We start from the raw sequence: 21,275 nt of genomic DNA on the forward strand, positions 1-21,275 counted from the left end.
GTTTAAGATTTCGAGTTTAAAAATTAATCTTTTGTTTTTTCAGACTAACAGTTTATTTTTTTCGCGAACGAATGATTTCTCCTACTTTCCCTTTCCCAAAACGGATGTAATCGAGTAAAGGCCGGCTTGAAGGACAAGTGTAACTACATGAACCACATTCAATACAATCCATGATCTTGTTGTCTTCGGAACGGTCAAAAATTTGTTTTTCGGCCAGGGTCATCAGCAGGTAAGGTTCCAGGCCCATTGGGCAGGCCGAAACACAGCGGGAACAACGAATACAGGCGATTACCTCCTCCCGTTTCGATTCTTCTTTTTTCATCAGTAAAATTCCCGAGGTGCCTTTGGTTACAGGCACATCGAGCGAGGCAATTGCACGTCCCATCATGGGCCCGCCGCTGATTATTTTTCCGGTATCCTCAGGCAGTCCACCAGTGGCCTCTACCAGGGCAGAGGTGGGTGTTCCCATCCGTACCCGGAAATTGGAAGGTTTGGCTACTCCTTTTCCGGTAATGGTTACCACGCGTTCAAAAAGTGGCTTATTCTTTTGTATGGCTTCGTAAACGGCGAAGGCAGTTCCAACATTGCTTACCACAGCACCAACTGCAATGGGCAGGCCACCCGAGGGAACTTCTCTTCCGGTGACTGCTTTAATCAATTGCTTTTCACCTCCCTGAGGATATTTAACTTTCAGGACAGCAATGTCGATCCCTTCATATTCTTTTGATTTTTGCGAAAGTAACTGAATGGCATCTGCTTTATTGTTTTCAATGCCTATAACAGCCTTTTCTACATTCATTGCTTTCTTCAGCAATTGTATTCCTACCAGGATTTCGTCCGCTTTTTCAAGCATCAACCGGTGGTCGGAAGTGAGGTAGGGTTCGCATTCCACTCCATTGATTAAAAGGACTTCTGCTTTCATTCCTTTGGGAGGAACGAGTTTTACGTGGGTGGGGAATGTTGCACCACCCAGTCCTACAATTCCAGCTTCCTGTATTTTTTTGATGATTTCAGCGCCTTCGAGATCGAACTCCTTTTTCAGTTCTTCTGTCCGGTCAATGTCTTCCACCCATTCGTCCCCTTCCACATCAATTAAAATGCCTTGTTTCGGATAACCGGAACTGTCGGCCTGGAAATCGACTTTCTTCACTTTTCCGGAAACGGATGAATGGATATTGGTAGAGACAAAACTGCTGCTTTTGGCAATTATCTGTCCCGTTTTTACCTGGTCGCCGCGCTGGACAACCGGAGTTGCCGGCGCCCCGATATGTTGCGCAACCGGAATAAATACCGATGCGGGAAGAGGCAACACTTCAATAGGATTGCCGGCTGACAGTTTGTTTTCAGGAGGATGAACCCCTCCCTTTTTGAACGTTTTTAACATTCTTTTCTATTTTGCAGTACGACACTCTTCTTTCTCTTCTACCTTAATTTTCCGGGGTGGAAAATTTTCTTCAATAATGGCATTCGTAGGACAAACCGGAACGCATTTTCGGCATAACTTACATTTGTCTGAGTCTATAAATGCCAGGTTGTTTTCAATGGTAATGGCATCAAATTTACATTCCTTTTCACATTTGCCACATCCAATGCAAGCTACGCTACAGGCTTTTCGGGCCACCCCGCCTTTGTCCTGGTTGCGGCAGGCAACTACCACTTTTCGTTCTTTAGGGAATTTTTTCCGGAGTTCAATCAGATCTTTCGGGCAGGCATCCACACAAGCGCCGCAGGCCACACATTTGTCGTCGATGATTTTGGGAACGCCCAAATCAGAACGTAGTTCAATGGCATCGAAATCGCAGGCGTCATAGCAGTCGCCGTAACCAAGACACCCCCACTGGCAATCGGTTTCCCCGCTGTAAACGGAAGAGGCAATGGAACATGTGGTAGCCCCGTCGTATATATTGGTCTTGGGGCGGTGGTCGCATGTGCCGTTACAACGGATGAATGCAACCCTTGCATCTTTCTTTACCGCTTCAAGGCCCAATATCTCGGCTACCTTATTCATGGTTTCATTTCCCCCCACCGGGCAGTGGAGATCATTCAAATCGCTTGCTTTTACACAAGCTTCGGCAAAAGCCCGGCAACCTGCATAACCACATCCTCCGCAGTTTGAGGCAGGGAGGTTTCCTTCCACTTCGTCTATTCGCGGGTCTTCGTTTACCTTAAATTTCCGGGCAACGAAATAAAGGATGATAGCGGCGGAGGTTCCAATAGCACTCAATGTTGCTACCGTATATATAACTGTAATACTCATAACCTAACCATTTTCTTCCACTTCGAATTTGAAAACTTTTTTTAAATAATGGCGAAAAAAATATAATGTTGTATAGTATGGTACCAGTGTTCCAAGTGCAATCAAACCTGCTAAAATCTCATTGTTTGTTCCGAAAAAAGTAATAATTAGTGTCAGAAATACAATAAGAAAAGGAAGCAGGTATCCGTAAAATAAGGCTTTAAAGCCGGCTGATTCATGAAATAAAACAGTAACTTCCTGCCCCGTTGAATAGTGCATCCCTTTACTAGGAATTTCAATCTCTTTTTCCTGATAATCGGCTACTGAGCATACCCCGTTTGCGTGGCAGGTTGAGCATGCCGACTGGTTTACAATACTCACTATCAGTGAGGAATCTGTTACTCTTTTTACAAAACCCTTATGTCTGATAACTGGATTCGTCACACCTTCTTTTGCTATTTACAGTTTGCAAATTTAGATATTTATTTGAATGCAGACATGTCAAAATTCACTTTTTTCTGTAAAACGTCAATTTAGAAAAGTTCTAATTTATTGTTCTTTTTGCGATTTTAAAGAAGACTCTGCTTCTTCCCGTATCGATTCCACATCCCATGCGCTGTCGGCTTCATGAATGGAGAAATTTTTCTCTGCCGCCAGTGTTTCTGAAAGCTGTTCGGAGAATCTTCTGGTCTCCTGAATAAAACGATTTCTATCTTCCAGCCAGTGTTCGTAAAGCTCCATAAATATCTCTTCTTCATGGTGTTTGAAAAAACGGGCGGATCGGTGCGCTTCATATCTGGCAAATCCAAGATGCTCTAAAGCCCTTGTTCCCAGCTCAAGCCCTGAATTAAACATTTCGCGGTGTGTGTTTTTTACATTCAGTTTTACAAACTCAAAAGCATGGTAAATATCTTTGGCACGAGCCATAATTTCCACTCCCGGATATTTATTTTTTACGTATTTGGCTACTTTCAATGCATTGTCGTATTCTGCCATACTCAAAATCAGAAGTCGGGCGTTGGCAATCCCGGCACTTTCGAGTACCTGGGGGCGGGTTACATCGCCATAATACAATTTAAAGCCGAATGTTCGGAGTACCTTCACATTGGCTGGGTTGTTGTCGATGATGGTTACTTTAAAACCATTGGCCAGCAACAATCGTCCGACAATGAGACCGAAACGGCCAAAACCTGCAAGAATAATAGGGTTCTCCTGTGCTTCCACCTCGTCAAACTCCAGTTTGTTTTGCCAACGTGCCAAAATAGGGCTCACGGCCTTATCATTAAAAAGAAGGAGCAGGGGTGATAAGGCCATTGAAAGAGCAACAACCAACAATAACAGTCCGGCCGTTTTTTCTTCAAAAAACTGGCTCTGTTTGGAGAATGAAACCAACACAAAAGCAAATTCGCTGGATTGGGCAAGTAAAAAGGCAAACAGGAATTCATATCCTTTCTTCAACCGAAAGAAACGACCCAAAAACAGTAATACTAAAAACTTTAACAAAACAAGCAGTAAAACATACCCTATTATTCTGAACGGATCTTCAATTAATAGCATAAAATTGATGCTTGCACCTACCGAAATAAAGAACAGGCCTAACAGGAGCCCCTTGAACGGATCGATAGTCGTTTCAAGTTCGTGCCGGTATTCACTGTCTGCGAGTACCACTCCGGCCACAAAAGTTCCGAGTGCTGGCGATAATCCAATGGCATCCATTGCCAGTGCAATACCAATTACAAGCAAGAGGGCCATTGCTGTAAAAACTTCATGCAGGTTCGTTTCAGCGATAAAACGAAAAAGATATTTGGCTAAAAACCTCCCTAAAAAAATAATTGCTGCGATGGTTGCCACAATAATAAGCAACTGCAACCAACCGGACAAAGCCGCTACACCGGTCATTTCATCGAGATGAGATCCGGTAAGAGTAGCAGGACCGTTGAGGGCGGCAAGTAAAGGAATAATAGCCAGCACAGGCACCACCATAATATCCTGGAAAAGAAGTACGGAGAAAGCAGATTTCCCGGCAACATTCCGCAGTAACCCTTTCTCTGTAAGCGTTTGCAGGACAATAGCTGTAGATGACAAGGCCAGAATGAGCCCGATGCCGACAGATTTGTTCAATTGGAATCCAAACAACAGGGCTGTTATGGCAATGACAATCGAAGTAATTAAAACCTGTAAGCCGCCCAACCCGAAAATTGATTTTCGCATTTTCCAAAGTAAGGCCGGTTCCAGTTCCAGCCCGATAACAAAGAGCATCAGTACTACTCCAAACTCGGCAAAATGCATTAGATCATCGGCTTCCTGCCCAACCAGTCCAAAAACGAATGGCCCGATAATAATTCCTGCAAGTAAATAGCCTAACACCGAAACCATCCCCAACTTTTTGGCAAGAGGAACCGAAATGACCGCGGCCAGAAGGTAAATTAATGCCTGAAAGAAAAAATCCTGGTTGTGCATATCAATCGATTAGTTCATTAAAATATTCCACACTACTTAACTTGTCTTTATCTAATTGAACTGATTGCAGTAAGGTCAGAAGTTTTCTGTACTTTTCTGCAAATTTTGGAATTTCTTCATCCCGCATGGTATGAGCGCCATGCACCACAAAAGGGGGCAAATATTCCATGCGGCACAGGTTGACCGATTGCTTAAAAGGCGCCAGGAATTCATTTATAGTAAAATGATTTCGCCCCTCACGGCAATAAATTTCTCTGCGCCCACCAGTTGAAATCACTGAGATTACTGTTTTTTTTTCTAATTGGCGACCATCTCTTCCGTATGCCCAACCATGTTGCAGCACCAGATCCATCCACTCTTTCAATAACGCGGGAGCGCTGTACCAGTAGAAAGGGTGTTGCCACACAATAATATCATGGGTTGAAAGTAACTGCTGCTCTCTTTTTACATCAATAAAAAAATCGGGGTAGTTCTCATATAAATTATTAAATGTAACCCCTTTCATATTTTTGACAGCATCGACAAGCTGTTTGTTTATCCTCGATTTCTGAAACGCCGGGTGCGCAAATTCTACAAGTATCCTCTTCATGTATCGGCTTTAATTTTTTTATCTGGTAATAGCCTGGATGAAAAAACGAAATGGAGGAATTTTTATTCCCTTCATTCAATTCGATTTCTAAAAATAGTAATTTTCGTGAGAAGTTTTTTGGTATACGCTTTCCCGATTTATAAGACGGAGTTTTTTCGTTAAAAAATGATCAAAAAAAGCAGGAGTTTTAATCACATCATTTACAAGATATTATTTTTTTATAGCGTCTAAATAACCCGAAAAATTTGCAAATGCCAACCTTTACAGTTAAATTTGAACTGTACAAAGCGTTCATTGAATAAGAAAAGATACTATCCGCATCGATTCAGCAGTTGGTAAACTCAACAGAACTTATTAAACCGAGTTAGCTCAACGGTTGCAAAAACAGGCCTTGTAGTCCCGATGTAAATTGGGATGAGTCGAAAGACCGATGGAAGTTTGAACGACCGGGCGCTCAAATCCTGTTATTCAGGGGTTTTACGCAAACGGAATTGGTGCGGATTTTTTTTATTCCGGAATGAGCCTTTTTGTAATCAGAAACAATACGAGCAGCCCCGCCACAAATAAAGATATCCGGGCAATGTAATCGCCATATTTCACGTAAAACGTAATTTCATCATTAATATTCACCGTACCTTCTATTGCGGCCTCGGTCCACCATCCGGTTGTTTGCAGCAAGTCTCCCCGCTGATTGATAATGGAGGAAATGCCTGTGTTGGCTGACCGGGCTACACTCCGTCGGGTTTCAATGGCCCTGAGTCGGGCAAAGGAGAGATGCTGTTTGTATCCTGGCGTGTTGCGCCACCAGCCGTCGTTGGTGATGATCACAATGAGGCCGGCCCCTTTTTTAATAAACCGGGAAAGGTAGCCGCCAAAAACAGATTCGTAACAAATTACCGGGGCTACCGCTGTTCCGTCTTTAAGGATAAAATTGGTAGGTTCGTCCTGCCGGCCCAAACTGCCTGTGGTACCCCCCAAATCAAAAACCAAATCGCTCAGAAAGCCAAGGTATTTTCTAAAGGGCATCTTTTCCACCCCGCTTACCAGAATTGATTTGTGGTAAATGTGTCCCGCACCGCGCCGGTCAATAAAAATGGCTGAGTTGAACACATCGTAGTAAGTACCTCTTGAAACGCGCGAGGTGGGGGAGGCGTCTTCCGCGCCAGGGTATATTTTTATGGTAGATGCACCAAAAATTACTTCAGCGTTGGGATGCCTCCACATCCAGTCGGTCAAACGATTAAACTGGGAATTAGACTCCAGCCGATCGACCCGCCAGTTGGTGTAACGTTCAAAAACGGTCTCAGGGCCAATTACCAGGTCTGTTTGGGGATTTATTTTTGAATCTGCCAGTTGTTTAAATTTTTCCATTTTCCGGTTTTCGGCCTGCATATCGTATGCTTCTTTGTAAGGATCGATATTGGGCTGAACGATCACTACGTTTAACGGATTTTCTTTTTCAGTGTATGAATTGTACATTGAAAAGGACCAAAACAAAGGCACGAAGAGTAACACGCAAAAAGATGCGAATGGATACAACACCTTCCGGAGAGAGGCGCTGTTTTTTAAGTTCAGAAAGATTCTGAAAAGAATAACATTTAAAACCAGAACCCAAAGTGTTCCTCCCAGAATCCCTGTAAATTCATACCATTGTATCATTTTTACATTATTGGCAAATCCATTTCCGAGGTTAAGCCAGGGCCACTCAATGTCCCAGCGAAAATGAAAATATTCGAACGATAGCCAGAATACGACGAGGGCAATGTAGCCCAACCCCGGCGGAAAGCGCCGGCGTGCAGCATGGGCCAGCCACCAAACCAGCGACATCAGAAATGAGTTGACAACAATAGCCATCAACGCTCCTGCCAGTGTTGCATGCGCAATCCACCAGGTAGAAATACTGTTCCAAATGAGAAAAGCCAAAAATGTGTGACCCCAGAACGATACTCCCCTGTATTCAGATTTGTGTGTAACAAAATAGTGATCGAGCAGCAGAAGGGGGAAAAAGGCAAAAAACAATGTCCATCCGGGAAGCCCCAACCAGGCCAGACTTAATAAAATACCAGCGGTTACCGAGAGTAAAAGGCGTATAGATCGTGTCATATAATAATACAGTATTTTGGTACAAGTAATTTGTCCTTTTTACAGGGAATTTATAACTCTGTTTACCAGCCACATCAAAGGAATTAAAACACCGGGAAGTCCTCTGAAAGAGCCTTCAGCAACTGCTCCTATACCTCTTGTTTTACAGAGCCGGCGCAGGAAGAACCAAGTTATCAACAATGTATAGCTGAAAGATCGTAACATTTTGGAACGTTAAATCTAAAACTAACCCTTATTTTAGCAGCACGTTTGTTATTCATAGAAACAGAAAAGAATATGGTACTTGGTCCAAACTTACATATAAAAAAATATACGGGGATTATTTTAACTATTTTTTTGATCCAAATTTGCTTCCATTTTGCAGCGCACGGGCAACATGCCGAAGTGGTGGCGGAAAAGGGGGAAGGTATTTATCGCCTGCTGACACGCAACGGGTATCCGGTAATACAATACATGGATGCCTTTGTTGAACTGAACAAAGAACGCCTTGGTCCGGATAATTCTCTTTATGCCGGCAGAAAATATAAACTTCCTGTAAAAACTGACAGCTCTCCTCCTTCTTCTTCCTCCTCTTCTTCCCAAACAGTGAACTATGCGATTTTCGGAAAAAAATATGCCGATGTGGAAATTGTGGATAATCAACTGAACGGGGCTTATTATTACCTCGTGGCCGGTCATGGAGGCCCGGATCCGGGAGCAGTAGGGGATTACGGCGACTGGCATTTGTGTGAAGATGAATATGCATACGATGTAACCCTCCGTCTGGCACGTAACCTCATTCAGCATGGGGCAACGGTTTACCTGATTACCCGTGATCCAAACGATGGAATCCGCGACGACAGCTACCTGAAACCGGACAAAGATGAAGTATGTTACCCGGATCTGAGAATTCCTTTAAATCAACTCCGTAGGTTGAGGCAGCGCACCGACGCGGTAAACAGACTGTACCAAAAAAACAAAGGAAATTTTCAGCGGATGATTGCTATCCATGTGGACTCCCGAAGCCGGGGTGAAAACATTGATGTTTTCTTTTACCATGATAAGCGGAGCAATTCGGGGAAAAAGGCAGCCGAAATATTGCAAAAAACAATTCAGCAAAAGTACGATGTGCACCAGCCTGGCAGAGGGTATATGGGCACCGTGTCGAACCGGAACCTTTATGTTGTGAGGAATACTTATCCGGTAGCAGTTTATATCGAGTTGGGAAACATCAACCACCGCCGCGACCAGCAGCGGTTTATTGTTACCAACAACCGGCAGGCCCTGGCCAACTGGTTATCCGAAGGATTAATTGAGGACTTTAAAACCAATAAATAATTAACTGTTGTTTGTTCGATTGACATTACCTTTTTTACAGAGTAGCTATGTCAATATGTATTTCCTGCCTTTGTCCCTTCAAATCAATAAATTCAAGGAAAATGGTATCTTCTATCTCAAGGTTTACATAGTCGCAAAAATCATGACCATTTTCAAAATCCAGTGTATTAATCTTTACTACCTGCATGTTGGGCCTGATTCCTTTTTTATAGGCCGGTGAATTTTCTATAACAGATCGAATATGTATCCCTTCTTCAGTTGTGTATCCTATCCTGAATCCGTATGATTTGTCGGAATCTGTGCCGGGTGCTGTTTCTGTAAAACACAGGTTTTTATTGTTCCAGTCGATTGTGACGATAAATTTTGACAATACCTTATTCCCGATAAGGTCTGTCTTTCCGGTTTTTAGCAAAACATTTTTCAGCCTGAAGTCATTTATTTTAACAGAATCAGACTTTGCTATTTCATGGTAAAGCTCAACCGGTTTTCCAACAAGTCCGGATTGTTGAAAACCTTTTTCGATCCAAACCTGATCAATAATTTTTTTCTCTTTTAGAATGGAGAAGGCTTCTTTATTCATAGCAATGGAGCCATTTGAACCGTAATCCAACAACATATTTTTAAGCGTTGCACGACCAATAGAAATATCCAGGAATATATTATACTGAAAATCTTTTTTGAAGGGAATGATAATCGATTCATCTATGGTTGAAGCATCTATATTACTGCTTAAAGAAAGTTGTTTGCGTTCCTGGTTTATTGTCCAATTGCAATGGCGCATCAGGTTTGAACCAATAATGCCATCAATATTCAGGCATTCGAATATGGGATTTGCATTAAAATCTCCTACAAAAGCGGTTTGGTTTAGGAATGATATATTTCCAATTTGAAGGGTATCAACCTGCACCCAATTGACCTTTTTTCTGTTATGATCGCTGTCAATAATTTTTCCTTGGCTGATTGTTTTAAAGGCATAGTTGTTTTGTAGTTCTTCGGAAATACTAAACGGAGCGCCCGAGTCAAACAAAAAGCGGTATTGTCTCCCTTGAATTGTGACATTGACAAACAGAAGGTCTTTTTGAATTTCGAGATCAATCGTTTCATCAAAATCATTTTGGAAAATGTGTCCGTAATGTATTGCTTCAGTCCATTGAACGGAGCATCCGGATATAAGAAAAGATGTAATCCAGATTAGAACCAGTATGTTGAATTGTTTTTTCATTCTGCTGAAATGCCTGTGGTGAAAGATTCATCAGGGTTCAATATAACCGGACAATGTGTTGCGTCTAATTTAAATGACTTTTAAATGCTTTGTCTACTATTGGATTTGCTAAAAATGGAGGCAATCCCAGTTTAGCTACTGCTATTTTGCAAAAATCCAATGTGTTCTCATTTGTATGCGGATAGCTATCCTTTACAACAGAATCAATAAGTTTCATGTATTCTTCCCCCTCACGAATCAATTTTTTAATTTCATTTTTGTTGGCCATGGGTGGGGTCCAGGATGTAAGCAACGTTTTAAGCCCGGTATATTTTTTTATCGCCTCTAAAGAATCCATAAGTTCCAAATAATTATCGTAGTTTGGAATGTCATTTTTTAAGGGAATCGAATCGGCTGTAAAAAGTATTTTATCCTCTTCAAATATCATATTTAATGAACCTTTTGAATGTCCGGATGCTTTGATAAACGTTACAGTTAATCCGTCTTCAATACACATTGTTTGATTGTCAGAAATAAATCCGTCAATATTTACGGACTTTTCAACAAGGTTATAAAATCCGGGAACCGGGCGTTGTTTGTTTTGTAAGTCAATGTTTTCAATCCAATCTTTCTCCAACTCGTGCGCCAGTACTTTGCAGTTTGTCATCTTTTTGATCGTTGCAGCACTTCCAATATGATCCGGGTGGGCATGCGATATAATGACCGTGTCAATTTCAGAATAGTGCCGGTTTTGTTTTTCGATGTAATCAAATATTACCTGTTCACTCCCTTTAACTCCTGTATCTATAAGGGTAATTTTTTTTCCAAAAATTAAAATGACATTTACAAAGCGAGGTATTTTTTTTTCAGGGCTCAGCGTTATCTCAAAATCAATTTGCACTAAATGTATTTTTTCCGTCAGTTTCATTCGTTTATATTTTTAAATGTTTACCGTTGTCAACAGACAGGAAGCATAATGTTGTGGTACGTTTTAAATATCATTCATGCAAAATACAATAAAGTGCTGAAAATTTGTAGTTGAATTTTACATAGATTTATTCTAAATAGAAGAGGATGGATAAATATGGTCAACGGTGCTGCCGGGATAGAGGCATCCAAGTTTTCTTTTTTCTGTGTTTTTTTCTATTGTATTGTTGAATTGATTTGTGATTCAATGTCAGATTATTCAATTTTTATGAATAGATACTTTTAGGGCCGGAAAACGCTGAGCCCCCTTGATTTCAGGGGAACAACAATGCTTTTTTGAAATGTAAGTATTGAATGGTGACATTTCCTGAAGACCACAACATGAAAAGACAGTATAGTTTTTCGGTTCGCCTAAAACAGTCCGGTCATTTTTTCCGGTTTTACCCATTCATCATACTGTTCTGCTGTGACATACCCCATCCTTACAGCTTCTTCTTTCAGCGTTGTTCCGTTTTTATGCGCTGCTTGCGCAATTTCAGCCGCTTTGTAGTATCCAATTTTTGTATTCAGTGCTGTTACCAGCATCAGTGAATTGTTAACCAGTTTTTCAATAACTGGAATATTGGGTTCGATTCCTGCGGCACAGTTATCGTTGAACGATACACATGCATCCCCTATCAGACGGGCGCTTTGCAGGAAGTTAGCGGCCATTACAGGTTTAAATACATTCAGTTCGAAATGTCCCTGGGTTCCGCCTACAGAAATGGTTACATCGTTTCCCATCACCTGTGTACAAACCATGGTGAGCGCTTCGCTTTGAGTGGGGTTAACCTTTCCCGGCATAATGGATGATCCGGGTTCGTTGGCCGGAATTATTATTTCCCCGATACCGGAACGCGGTCCCGATGCCAGAAGGCGGATGTCGTTGGCGATTTTGTTGAGCGAAACGGCTAATTGCTTCAGGGCGCCATGCGACTCAACAAGGGCATCGTGAGCTGCCAGCGCCTCAAATTTGTTGGGGGCAGTAACAAACGGCAATCCGGTAAATTCGGCAATTTTTTTGGCTACCAGTACATCGTATCCGGCAGGTGCGTTCAGCCCGGTACCTACTGCTGTTCCACCCAGTGCCAGCTCAGACAGGTGTTTCAGGGTATTTCTGAGCGCATTTAATCCATGGTCCAGTTGTGAAGCATACCCGGAAAATTCCTGGCCGAGGGTGAGGGGAGTGGCATCCATCAAATGGGTCCGCCCAATTTTTACTACCTCATTCAACGTTTTTGCTTTTTGGTGAAGGGTTTCCCTCAGTTTTTGTACCCCCGGTACCGTTATATCAGAAATCATTTTATAACAGGCAATATGCATGGCTGTGGGGAATGTGTCATTCGATGACTGGGATTTGTTTACATCATCGTTCGGATGAATCGTTTTTTCGCCTTCTCCCGGTTTTTTTCCTGCCAGTTCATGCGCTCGGTTGGCAATCACTTCATTCACATTCATATTACTTTGGGTGCCGGAACCAGTTTGCCAGATAACCAGCGGAAAATGACTGTCCAGCTTTCCGGCTGTAATCTCATCACAAGCCTGCGCAATTAAATCCCGTTTTTCCATGGGTAACACTCCCAACTCACAGTTGGCAAAGGCCGCCGCTTTTTTCAGGATAGCAAAGGCGTAAATGATTTCTTTCGGCATGGAAGCCGGTGCCCCGATTTTAAAATTATTGCGCGAACGCTCGGTTTGGGCTCCCCAGTATTTATCCGCAGGGACTTTTACTTCACCCATCGTGTCTTTTTCAAGCCGGTATTCCATAATTTTCTATTTTTTATCGGATTAAATTTTGGTACAACTTAAGGATAATTTTTTTAATGCGTTTAGCAGCTTAACTAATTAGCGCATAAAAAACCAGTATTCGCAAAGCTTATGTTTAACTCGTTTATCTTTCACGCTAAATTCGTTTCGCACATATTCCTGTTTTTTTATACGGCTCACCTTTTCTGTCAAACGGACAGGATTTTGATCCTAAGGAACTTCCAGGTTATGATTTTTAATCTGCGCCAGATTTTGCCAAGAATTCTTTTTATGTGATTGACAATGGTTGGAATTCACTTAATCAGTCTGGAAATCGAAGAGAAGCAAAAATTGCAAAAGCTATGGAGAGAATTCCTTTATATTTGGAATAGCGGGCGCTGACTTTTTATTGGCACAAAAGTTTCAGTTTCTTTAAAAAAGTTTAAATTTGCAGCGTTTTTTGAAATAATGAAGAGAGCAATAACACATCAACGCTGTTCCTTTTCAAAAGGTTTGGTGATAATGGAAAATGCTTTCAGAATTTTAAACGGGGTATAGCGCAGCCCGGTAGCGCGCGTCGTTCGGGACGACGAGGTCGTCGGTTCAAATCCGGCTACCCCGACTTTTAGGGAATTCAAAGGATATCAAAAGTTCGTAAACACTGGCGTTTACGGACTTTTTTGATTTTTAGCATATCATTTTAGACCATTCAGCGGCTCATCCGAAAAATCTGGTGGAGTAGTCAGTTTTCAGATACATTCCCATCAATATTTTTATACCTTATCAGGCTGATTTTACTCTTTGCCTTGCCGCAAATAGTAAACAGAAAAGTCTAGGCTGCGTTCGCTTCACTCGGAAAAGCTACGTGTCGCCGGCTAAAATTACTGAAACTCGTCGTACCTCCTCAAACAGCAGTAATTTTTTTAACGCCGTGCTCACTTGTTTTCCGGCTCACCGACCGAGGCCATTGCTCTGATGTACTAAACATTCATATGTAGAATGGCCTGCTTTGTCAATTCCTGACTTCAATTTAAGCATTACATTTAAGATAAGTGAGCTATACCTGATGCGGGCTCTGTCAAAATTCCGTCAGTCGGGCCAATTCGCAACATTGAAAAAACGCAAAGGTTAATTTTGACATGATGCTCGGAAATGCCTTCCTCGTGCTTCGTTTTTCTCATCTAGGAGAAAAATGAAGTGGGGATTGGGGCAAAGCCCCAAACAAGTGAATAACCAGTCTTTTTTTACCCTAAATACCTGAAGGGGACACGGAAATTTTTCAGCCACTCTTTAAATAAAAAAGAACTTCCCTTTCTTAGCAATGGAAAATGCCTGACGAATCAGGATATTTGCCGGGGCTTGAACCGCGGGCAATACATTTCCTGCAGAGAGGGTAGCGTGCAGAAGTGAAAGGAATGCAGAATATCTCGACAGTTTCCGGGAGAAAAAATACACTTGAAATTCAGATTGTTTAAATGTCAAATAAACAATATTTCTAAATTTGCACTATGCAAATCATTGGGGGTATAGCTGAAAAAGATCTCATCCTTCGTCTTAAAAATGGCGATCAGACTGCTTTTGAGCTGTTATTTCACTTTTACTACCCGGGATTGGTAATGTATGCCTCGCAGTTTACGGCTAATCTGTCAGATGCCGAAGAAATTGTTCAGGATTTTTTTGTTCGTTTCTGGGAAAAACACAACCAGGTACTCCCTTGCGATTCGCTTAAAAACTACTTTTTTTCATCCGTAAAATATGGAAGCCTAGACTTCCTGAAACATCAGGAAATTGAAAGGAAGTATGTTGATGAGATAGTAGAATTATCCAAACATCATTTGGCTTATGATACTGATTTGTATGTGGTTTCCGAACTTCAGGAAAGGTTAAAGCAAGGGATTGACCTCTTGCCTGAAAAATGCCGGGAAGTTTTTATGATGAGTCGGATCCAGGGGTTAAAGAATGAAGAAATCGCGGCAGAATTGAATATTTCAAAACGTACTGTTGAGACTCAGATAAGTAAGGCCCTGAAAGTACTCCGTGAAGAGTTGAAAGACTACGTTGGGTTATTATTCTTTTTAGGAATCTAACTGAATTTCTAGTTGTTACGAGACCTGTTTATTTTTTTTTCAATTGACGTACGTGTGTTTGTCGTTTCAATCGTATTTTATAAAGATTCAGAAAAAATAACTGAATAGGCAAAGGAATGGCAAAGGATTCTAAAATAGTACAACGAATTGAAAAACTTCTTTCAACCCGGAAGGAGCAGAATAGTGAGGCACAAATTGCGGAAGCGGAACAGATTGTTCATGCAATAGAAAAAATTGATAGCCGGGAAGCATTTGCACAGGTGCAGAAGCGGATCCAAAAACATAAAAGTCGCAAGCGATTTTTACTTATCCTTACACGGGCTGCCGCAATCTTTTCGGTTCCACTGCTTATTACATCTGTCTTGTTTTTTTACAAAGTAAGAAACCAATCCACTCCCGATCAATTTGCTATGCAACAAATCTCCAATCCTCCCGGAGTTCGTTCAGAAATTGTTTTACCCGATAGCTCTAAAGTTTGGTTGAATGCAGAAAGTAGCATTAGTTATAAAATCCCGTTTGATTTTAAAAGCAGGGATGTTAAATTGGTAGGCGAGGCATTCTTTGAAGTGAAAGAAGATAAACATAAACCTTTTCAGGTGGAATCAGGCAACGTAAATGTAACTGTACTGGGTACACGATTTAACTGTAAAGCATTTCCTGAAGATAAGGAGATTGAAGTTGTTTTAGCAGAGGGGAAAGTAGAATTGAATTCAGTTGGTTCCAAAACAGGAAAAGGAATCATTTTGAATCCCGGAGAAAGGGCAATCATTAATAAAGTTACCAACCGAACCTACATTTCGGCAGGAAATATAGATAGATACATTGGCTGGCACGAAGGCAAATTAATTTTCGAAGAATGTCCTTTACCTGAGGTAGCCCGGCAGCTTGAGCGTTGGTTTGGAATTGAGGTGGAAATTGCTGATGCAGAAATATTAAGTTGTCATATTTCAACAACTTTTGAAAATGAATCGTTGTATCAGATATTAACCTTGCTGGAATTAGCTTCACCTATTAAAACTACTTTGATTCCGGCAACATTTGAAAAAGAGACCCAGACTAAAAGCAGAGAAAAGGTAATTATAACCAGTAAAAATTAAAAATGTATATGCCTATGGAAAGTTAAAATCATTAAACAAAGAAAGGAAGTGCGCCAACACCTCCTTTCGAATTGCCCCTAAGGGCAGAATAAATTTTAATAATTTAAGCATTCAAATTTATGAAAAAAAAGACAAATTTATTGTATCCGGGGAAAACCGGATACAGAAAAGTTTTTAGGATTATGAGAATTTCTCTATTTCTTGTTTTAATCAGTACATTGCAAATATTAGCAGGAAACGGCTATTCGCAATCGACACCAAGATTAACCTTAGACATGAAAAATGCCACGATTAAGGATGTGCTTTTTCAGATTGAAAATCAGAGTGGTTTCTACTTCCTTTATGACAACAGTTTAATTGATGTTCATAAAAAAGTGGATGTAATTGTTCAAAATGAACAGATTGATGTGATTCTGAACAAAATATTTGGTACCGGCAAAGTAAATGCGAATATAAAGGACCGGCATATTGTTCTTACTCCTGCAGGAGTGCCGGTCACCCAGCAAACCAATAAAGTCTCCGGCACCGTCACCGAATCCGGCGGCTTACCTCTTCCCGGTGTAACCGTAGTAATAAAAGGAACAACTAACGGTACAGTAACCAATGCCGATGGGGAATATTCATTATCCAACATTCCTGAAGATGCAATACTGGTATTTTCATTTGTAGGTATGAGGATGCAGGAAGTAATTGTTGGGAATCAATCAACAATCAACATAACAATGGAAGTTGACGCCATTGGGATTGAAGAGGTTGTGGCGATTGGATATGGTACGCAAAAAAAATCAGATTTAACAGGTTCAGTTCAAAGGGCAAATATTGGTCTGTTTGAAGACTCACCCAATACGAATATCCTTCAGTCTCTTTCAGGAAGTGCACCAGGCTTAAGCATTGGGAAAACATATACCGCGGGAAGCGAGCCCAGTATGCAGATTAGAGGGCAAAATACTTTAAGTGGCAGCACATCCCCATTAATTGTACTGGACGGTATGATATACAGGGGTAATGTGGGGGATATTAACCCGAGCGATGTAGAATCTGTAGATATTCTGAAAGATGCCAGCAGCAAAGCTGTATATGGCGCACAGGCGGCAAATGGTGTAATAATTATTACAACCAAAGCAGGTCAACGACAGAAGCCAATGTTTAACATTTCTACTTATTATTCTTACCAGACACCGGCAAACTCATTAAGAACGCTCAACAGGGAGGAATTTATTCAGGCCGCAAAGGATTTTGTCTGGAAGAAAGCCTATTTGACCCCTGACTACCTCACTGAGAATCCTGATTTTGTATTGACCGACAATGTTGCCTGGCAAAGTAATATTTTAGATGGTTATAATAAAGGCATTGGTTATGACTGGGTAGGAAATTCTACCAGCCTGGGAAGAGTTTACAATACGGACTTCAGTGTTACAGGGGGGGCTGAAGACTTTACCTATATGGTATCATTTAATTATAACAAGCAGGAAGGCTGGGTAATGAATGATATTTACAACAGGAAGTCAGGCAGAATAAACCTGAAATATGATATTACAGAATGGCTTACCATAGGTACAAACTCATTTCTTAGTTTTTCTGATTTCTCAGGAGATACACCAGACTTTACTACTGTTGCAAGGATGAATCCCTTGGTTACACCTTATTTGGGAAACGCAGAAAGCGGTGAATATGAGCCATACCCAAATGGTACTTACCTTAATCCATTTATGAACAGTGCTACAGTGGAAAAAAACATTCGTAATCAACTGATGACAAAAGCCTATGCTGTCATCAGGGTCCCGAAAATAAAGGATCTGACTTATACGGCAAACTATAGTTATGATTATAAATGGCAACCCCGGGTCTATTCAAATGAGTATATGGCAGGATTGACAGGTAGGGCTTATGGAGCATTTTCAAATAATACAGGGTATATTTTTGACAACATTATTAATTATTCCGGTCAATTTGGAGACCATAAAATAAGCGCGACCTTACTGGCTGGTATTGAGAAGAGAGATAGCTATTCGTTTACGGCTAATGGTACCGGTTTTACCGATATGACTTTAGTATATTATGCCCTGGAAACTGCAGCTAATCAGACGATAAGTTCATCGGGATGGCAAGAGCAATATTCCTATCAAATGGCCAGGGGAAATTACAATTATAAAGACAAATATTTTTTGACAGGAACAATCAGAAGAGATGGCTTTAGCGGTTTTGCAAAAAACAAAAAATCTGCTTACTTTCCCTCTGCCGGGCTTGCATGGGTTCCTTCGGAAGAAAATTTTTGGAATGATAACAATGTGTTGAATTATATTAAGCTAAGGGCGAGCTATGGAGTCAATGGAAATACGGTAAGCAGATATAGCAGTATTGCACGCGTTTCAAGATCTAATCAGTATGTGTTTGATAACCAGTCTGTTTTGGGTCAGTATATCTCAAGCCTGGCAAACAATGATTTGTCCTGGGAAAAAACAAACTCGTACAACTTTGGAGTTGACTTTGGCCTTTTTAATAATAAGGTGATGACCAACATTGATTATTATACATCTAAAACCACTGATTTGATATGGAATCTGGCTCTACCCCAATTAACAGGATTTAGTTCGATAACTTCAAATGTAGGTGAAATAGATAACAGGGGAATTGAGATGTCACTACATGCAAATGACATTTTAAATACTTCGGCCTTTGAATGGTCTTTTGATCTTTTCTTTGATTCAAATAGAAATAAAATCAATAAATTGATAGGTTTAGATAGTGATGGCGATGGAAAAGAAGATGATTTAATCGCGAGCGGTTTATTTATAGGAGAGGCCATACACTCACTTTATGACTATGAAGTGGATGGTATCTGGCAAATTTCCGAAATGGATGACGTGCCCAGTGACTCCGAAGTTGGAATGTATAAATACAAAGATATAGACGGTGATGGTGATTTAACACCTGAAAAAGACAGGAGAATATTGGGAAGGCAGGAGCCTGCTTATAGCTTTGGGATGCAAAATACATTTTCGTACAAAAACTTATCATTTAGTTTCTTTATTAAATCTATACAGGGTGGTAAAAATGGTTACATGAAACTCAATGAGCCTGATCATCGGGGAGGTGAAGTGTTAACATACATGAGTTGGTATGCAGGTATAGATTACTGGACGCCCTCTAACCCTGATGCTAAATATCGAAGGCAGGGAGGTGACGCAAGGGCATATGGAGGAGGCACTTATCAACAGCGGAATTTTATACGTTTGCAGGACATCTCATTAGCTTATGATTTTAATAAGCAAATTATTCAAAAAATTGGAGTTGACAACTTAAAAGTGTATTTAACTGGTAAAGATTTAATCACCATTACCAAATGGTTAGGGTGGGATCCGGAGACAGGCCAGGGTGTTGCTATGGGAGGTTACCCGGTTATGAAAAGTATCACCCTAGGGCTGGATATTAAATTTTAACTTATCGAATGCAAAATCTGAAAAAATGAAGACAAATAAAAAATACAAAATTTTCATCGTTCTTTTGATGGTGTTTTTTACATCCTGTAATGAGGCAGACTTCCTGAAAGAAGAGGCAAAAGACTTTTTAACCCCTTCCAATGCCTATGTAACAAATAATGACTTTCAAACTTCTTTGAATTATCTTTATACAATTGTAAGGGAAAGATATTATGGGAGAGAATCAAATTATTCCCATATGATGATGATGCGAAACGGAACGGATATGTGGTATGATGCACGTGTCTCATCAGGTATTAGTAGATGGGGACATTATGACGTAAACATGGCGACTGATAGTAGGGTTCCATTGAATGAATGGAGAGACTGGTATAAATTGATAAGTGAAGTCAATACCATAATAGCGAGCATAGATGGTTCTGAATTGTCAGAAGACGAGGCGAACCAAGTTGAAGCTGAAGCAAGGTTTTTCAGGGGCTTTGCATACAGGCATCTGGTTTACCTTTTTGGAGGGGTGCCGTTAATCACAGAACAAATTACTTCCCCAGAAACTGATTTTACAAGGGCCACAAAGGATCAAATATTGACTCAGATTATTGATGACCTGGAATATGCTTCTGCAAACCTACCGGAGCTTAATGAAGTTTCCCAGGATGGCAGGATTTCGAATCTTGTGGCATTGCATTACCTGGCAGAAACTTATATTAGTGAGGGTGAAGATGACAAAGCCATAACAGCTCTGACTACCGTAATAGACAATCCGAATACAGCGCTTATGAAAGAAAGGTTTGGTTCTCGTAAATCGAGGGAGCCAGGCGATGTGTACTGGGATTTGTTTAGAAGAGGGAATCAAAATAGAAGTGCAGGAAATATTGAAGCCATTTGGGTTGCTCAAATGGAGACCGATTTGCCCGGTGGATTTCTTGTTACAACCGCTACAACTTATAATCATGCATTTGAACGATTTTTTATACCTGCTATTTGGACGCTTAATGATCCAGATGGTATACTTGGGGTAAGAGGTTATGAAGGAGATGATAATGTTGGAAGTGCGGGAGTTTCTCTGGCTATGCCGACCGACTACCTTATTAATCAAATATGGGAAAGTGATTTTAATAATGACATCAGGAATGCTCCACATAATATAGTCAGGGACTTTATTTATTCCAATCCGGAATCCGCATATTATGGAAAAAGCGGACTGGAATATCCAGGTTCGGTTATACTTGCCCAGGATTGGAGATGGTATCCCTGGTTTGTGAAAGCTACCACTCCTGAAAACCACCCTGATGAATTATATATTGACAAATCAAACTATGTTTTGAGCTCTTTTGCGGGTTCTACATATAGAGAGTCATATATTCTGAGATTGGCAGAGTGTTATCTGCTTCGGGCTGAAGCCTACTTGAATAAAGGGTTAAAAGACAAAGCGGCTGATGATATTAATGAAGTTAGACAGAGGGCTAATGCCACGCCTGTTAACGCAGGAGATGTAACCATAGAATATATACTTGATGAAAGAGCAAGGGAGTTGGTTTTGGAAACACCGAGGAGGTTAACTCTAATGAGATTAGGTTTACTGATTAGTAGGGTAAAGGAATATAATTTCTGGAATGCAGATGATATTCAGGATCATCATAGTCTTTGGCCTATTCCAAACAGTGAAATAGAGGCGAATATTAATGCTAATTTGGAACAAAATCCAGGGTATTAAAAGCAAAATAATTTAGCTACTGTAATCTTGATAGAATAAGATAATTGAATTAGGCATTTAAGTAATAATTGATTGATGTGGTATTTTTCATTCATATATATTTATGAATTAGGTGTTATCCCTAAACGTAACAATGTTTGAGAAAACTCCATAACTGTTTTTGTACAAAAAGACAATATCATTGATATTATTAACAAAGTGCCTAATTCAATACCATAAATAAAACCGTTCAACTCCCTATTATGAGGCATGCGGTAAGTAATAAATAGAAGTGATTAAAACACTGAAAAGAAATGCTGCAAATAGTATTGTACAAGAA

General features: G+C 40.6%; 14 protein-coding genes and 1 tRNA gene. 6 read left to right on the top strand and 9 right to left on the bottom strand.

Annotated elements, in window-relative coordinates; genetic code table 11:
- Positions 1-52 precede the first annotated feature (52 nt).
- The 6 genes from rsxC to lnt form a co-directional block, all read right to left on the bottom strand.
- On the bottom strand, positions 53-1,384 hold the full coding sequence (rsxC, locus tag D1164_RS19230) for an electron transport complex subunit RsxC (protein ID WP_119351535.1): 1,332 nt from the start codon (positions 1,382-1,384) through the stop codon (positions 53-55).
- Positions 1,385-1,390: 6 nt separating this feature from the next.
- On the bottom strand, positions 1,391-2,257 hold the full coding sequence (locus D1164_RS19235) for a Fe-S cluster domain-containing protein (RefSeq protein ID WP_119351536.1): 867 nt from the start codon (positions 2,255-2,257) through the stop codon (positions 1,391-1,393).
- Positions 2,258-2,260: 3 nt separating this feature from the next.
- A complete protein-coding gene (locus D1164_RS19240; RefSeq protein WP_172594536.1) occupies positions 2,261-2,680 on the bottom strand; it encodes a SoxR reducing system RseC family protein in 420 nt (139 codons plus the stop codon).
- 105 nt (positions 2,681-2,785) lie between these two features.
- Positions 2,786-4,696, bottom strand: coding sequence for a monovalent cation:proton antiporter-2 (CPA2) family protein (locus D1164_RS19245; RefSeq protein ID WP_119351538.1), 1,911 nt, complete (start codon positions 4,694-4,696; stop codon positions 2,786-2,788).
- A 1-nt stretch (position 4,697) separates the two neighbouring features.
- Positions 4,698-5,285: a glutathione-regulated potassium-efflux system oxidoreductase KefF gene (gene kefF / locus D1164_RS19250; protein WP_119351539.1), complete on the bottom strand. Its 588-nt coding sequence runs from the start codon at positions 5,283-5,285 to the stop codon at positions 4,698-4,700.
- A gap of 507 nt (positions 5,286-5,792) precedes the next feature.
- On the bottom strand, positions 5,793-7,388 hold the full coding sequence (gene lnt, locus D1164_RS19255) for an apolipoprotein N-acyltransferase (RefSeq protein WP_119351540.1): 1,596 nt from the start codon (positions 7,386-7,388) through the stop codon (positions 5,793-5,795).
- Positions 7,389-7,724: 336 nt separating this feature from the next.
- Between lnt and D1164_RS19260 the strand changes: the two genes are divergently transcribed.
- Complete coding sequence (locus D1164_RS19260; RefSeq protein WP_206611069.1) at positions 7,725-8,705, top strand: N-acetylmuramoyl-L-alanine amidase family protein; 981 nt, start codon at positions 7,725-7,727, stop codon at positions 8,703-8,705.
- Between the two features lie 34 nt (positions 8,706-8,739).
- Here the strand turns inward: D1164_RS19260 and D1164_RS19265 are convergent, their stop codons facing one another.
- From D1164_RS19265 to fumC, 3 genes are all read right to left on the bottom strand, one after another.
- A complete protein-coding gene (locus D1164_RS19265; RefSeq protein ID WP_119351541.1) occupies positions 8,740-9,927 on the bottom strand; it encodes an aspartyl protease family protein in 1,188 nt (395 codons plus the stop codon).
- A gap of 64 nt (positions 9,928-9,991) precedes the next feature.
- The gene (locus D1164_RS19270) at positions 9,992-10,834 is read right to left on the bottom strand and encodes an MBL fold metallo-hydrolase (RefSeq protein WP_119351542.1); all 843 of its coding nucleotides are present in this window, start codon (positions 10,832-10,834) and stop codon (positions 9,992-9,994) included.
- A gap of 410 nt (positions 10,835-11,244) precedes the next feature.
- The gene (gene fumC / locus D1164_RS19275) at positions 11,245-12,639 is read right to left on the bottom strand and encodes a class II fumarate hydratase (protein WP_119351543.1); all 1,395 of its coding nucleotides are present in this window, start codon (positions 12,637-12,639) and stop codon (positions 11,245-11,247) included.
- Positions 12,640-13,166: 527 nt separating this feature from the next.
- Here fumC and D1164_RS19280 point away from each other — a divergent pair.
- The 5 genes from D1164_RS19280 to D1164_RS19305 all read left to right on the top strand — a co-directional run bounded on the left by D1164_RS19280 (position 13,167) and on the right by D1164_RS19305 (position 20,956).
- A tRNA-Pro gene (locus tag D1164_RS19280) sits at positions 13,167-13,240 on the top strand.
- Between the two features lie 886 nt (positions 13,241-14,126).
- A complete protein-coding gene (locus D1164_RS19290) occupies positions 14,127-14,705 on the top strand; it encodes an RNA polymerase sigma-70 factor (RefSeq protein WP_119351545.1) in 579 nt (192 codons plus the stop codon).
- A gap of 116 nt (positions 14,706-14,821) precedes the next feature.
- A complete protein-coding gene (locus D1164_RS19295; protein WP_119351546.1) occupies positions 14,822-15,802 on the top strand; it encodes a FecR family protein in 981 nt (326 codons plus the stop codon).
- Between the two features lie 182 nt (positions 15,803-15,984).
- Positions 15,985-19,242 (top strand): SusC/RagA family TonB-linked outer membrane protein, encoded by a 3,258-nt coding sequence (locus tag D1164_RS19300; protein ID WP_172594537.1) that lies wholly within the window; start codon positions 15,985-15,987, stop codon positions 19,240-19,242.
- Between the two features lie 25 nt (positions 19,243-19,267).
- Positions 19,268-20,956 carry a RagB/SusD family nutrient uptake outer membrane protein gene (locus tag D1164_RS19305; protein WP_119351548.1) on the top strand — a complete coding sequence of 563 codons (1,689 nt, stop codon included), beginning with the start codon at positions 19,268-19,270 and terminating at the stop codon, positions 20,954-20,956.
- Positions 20,957-21,275 lie beyond the last annotated feature (319 nt).

Origin of the sequence: Mariniphaga sediminis, assembly GCF_003573545.1 — a bacterium.
Taxonomy (GTDB): Bacteria; Bacteroidota; Bacteroidia; order Bacteroidales; family Prolixibacteraceae; genus Mariniphaga; species Mariniphaga sediminis.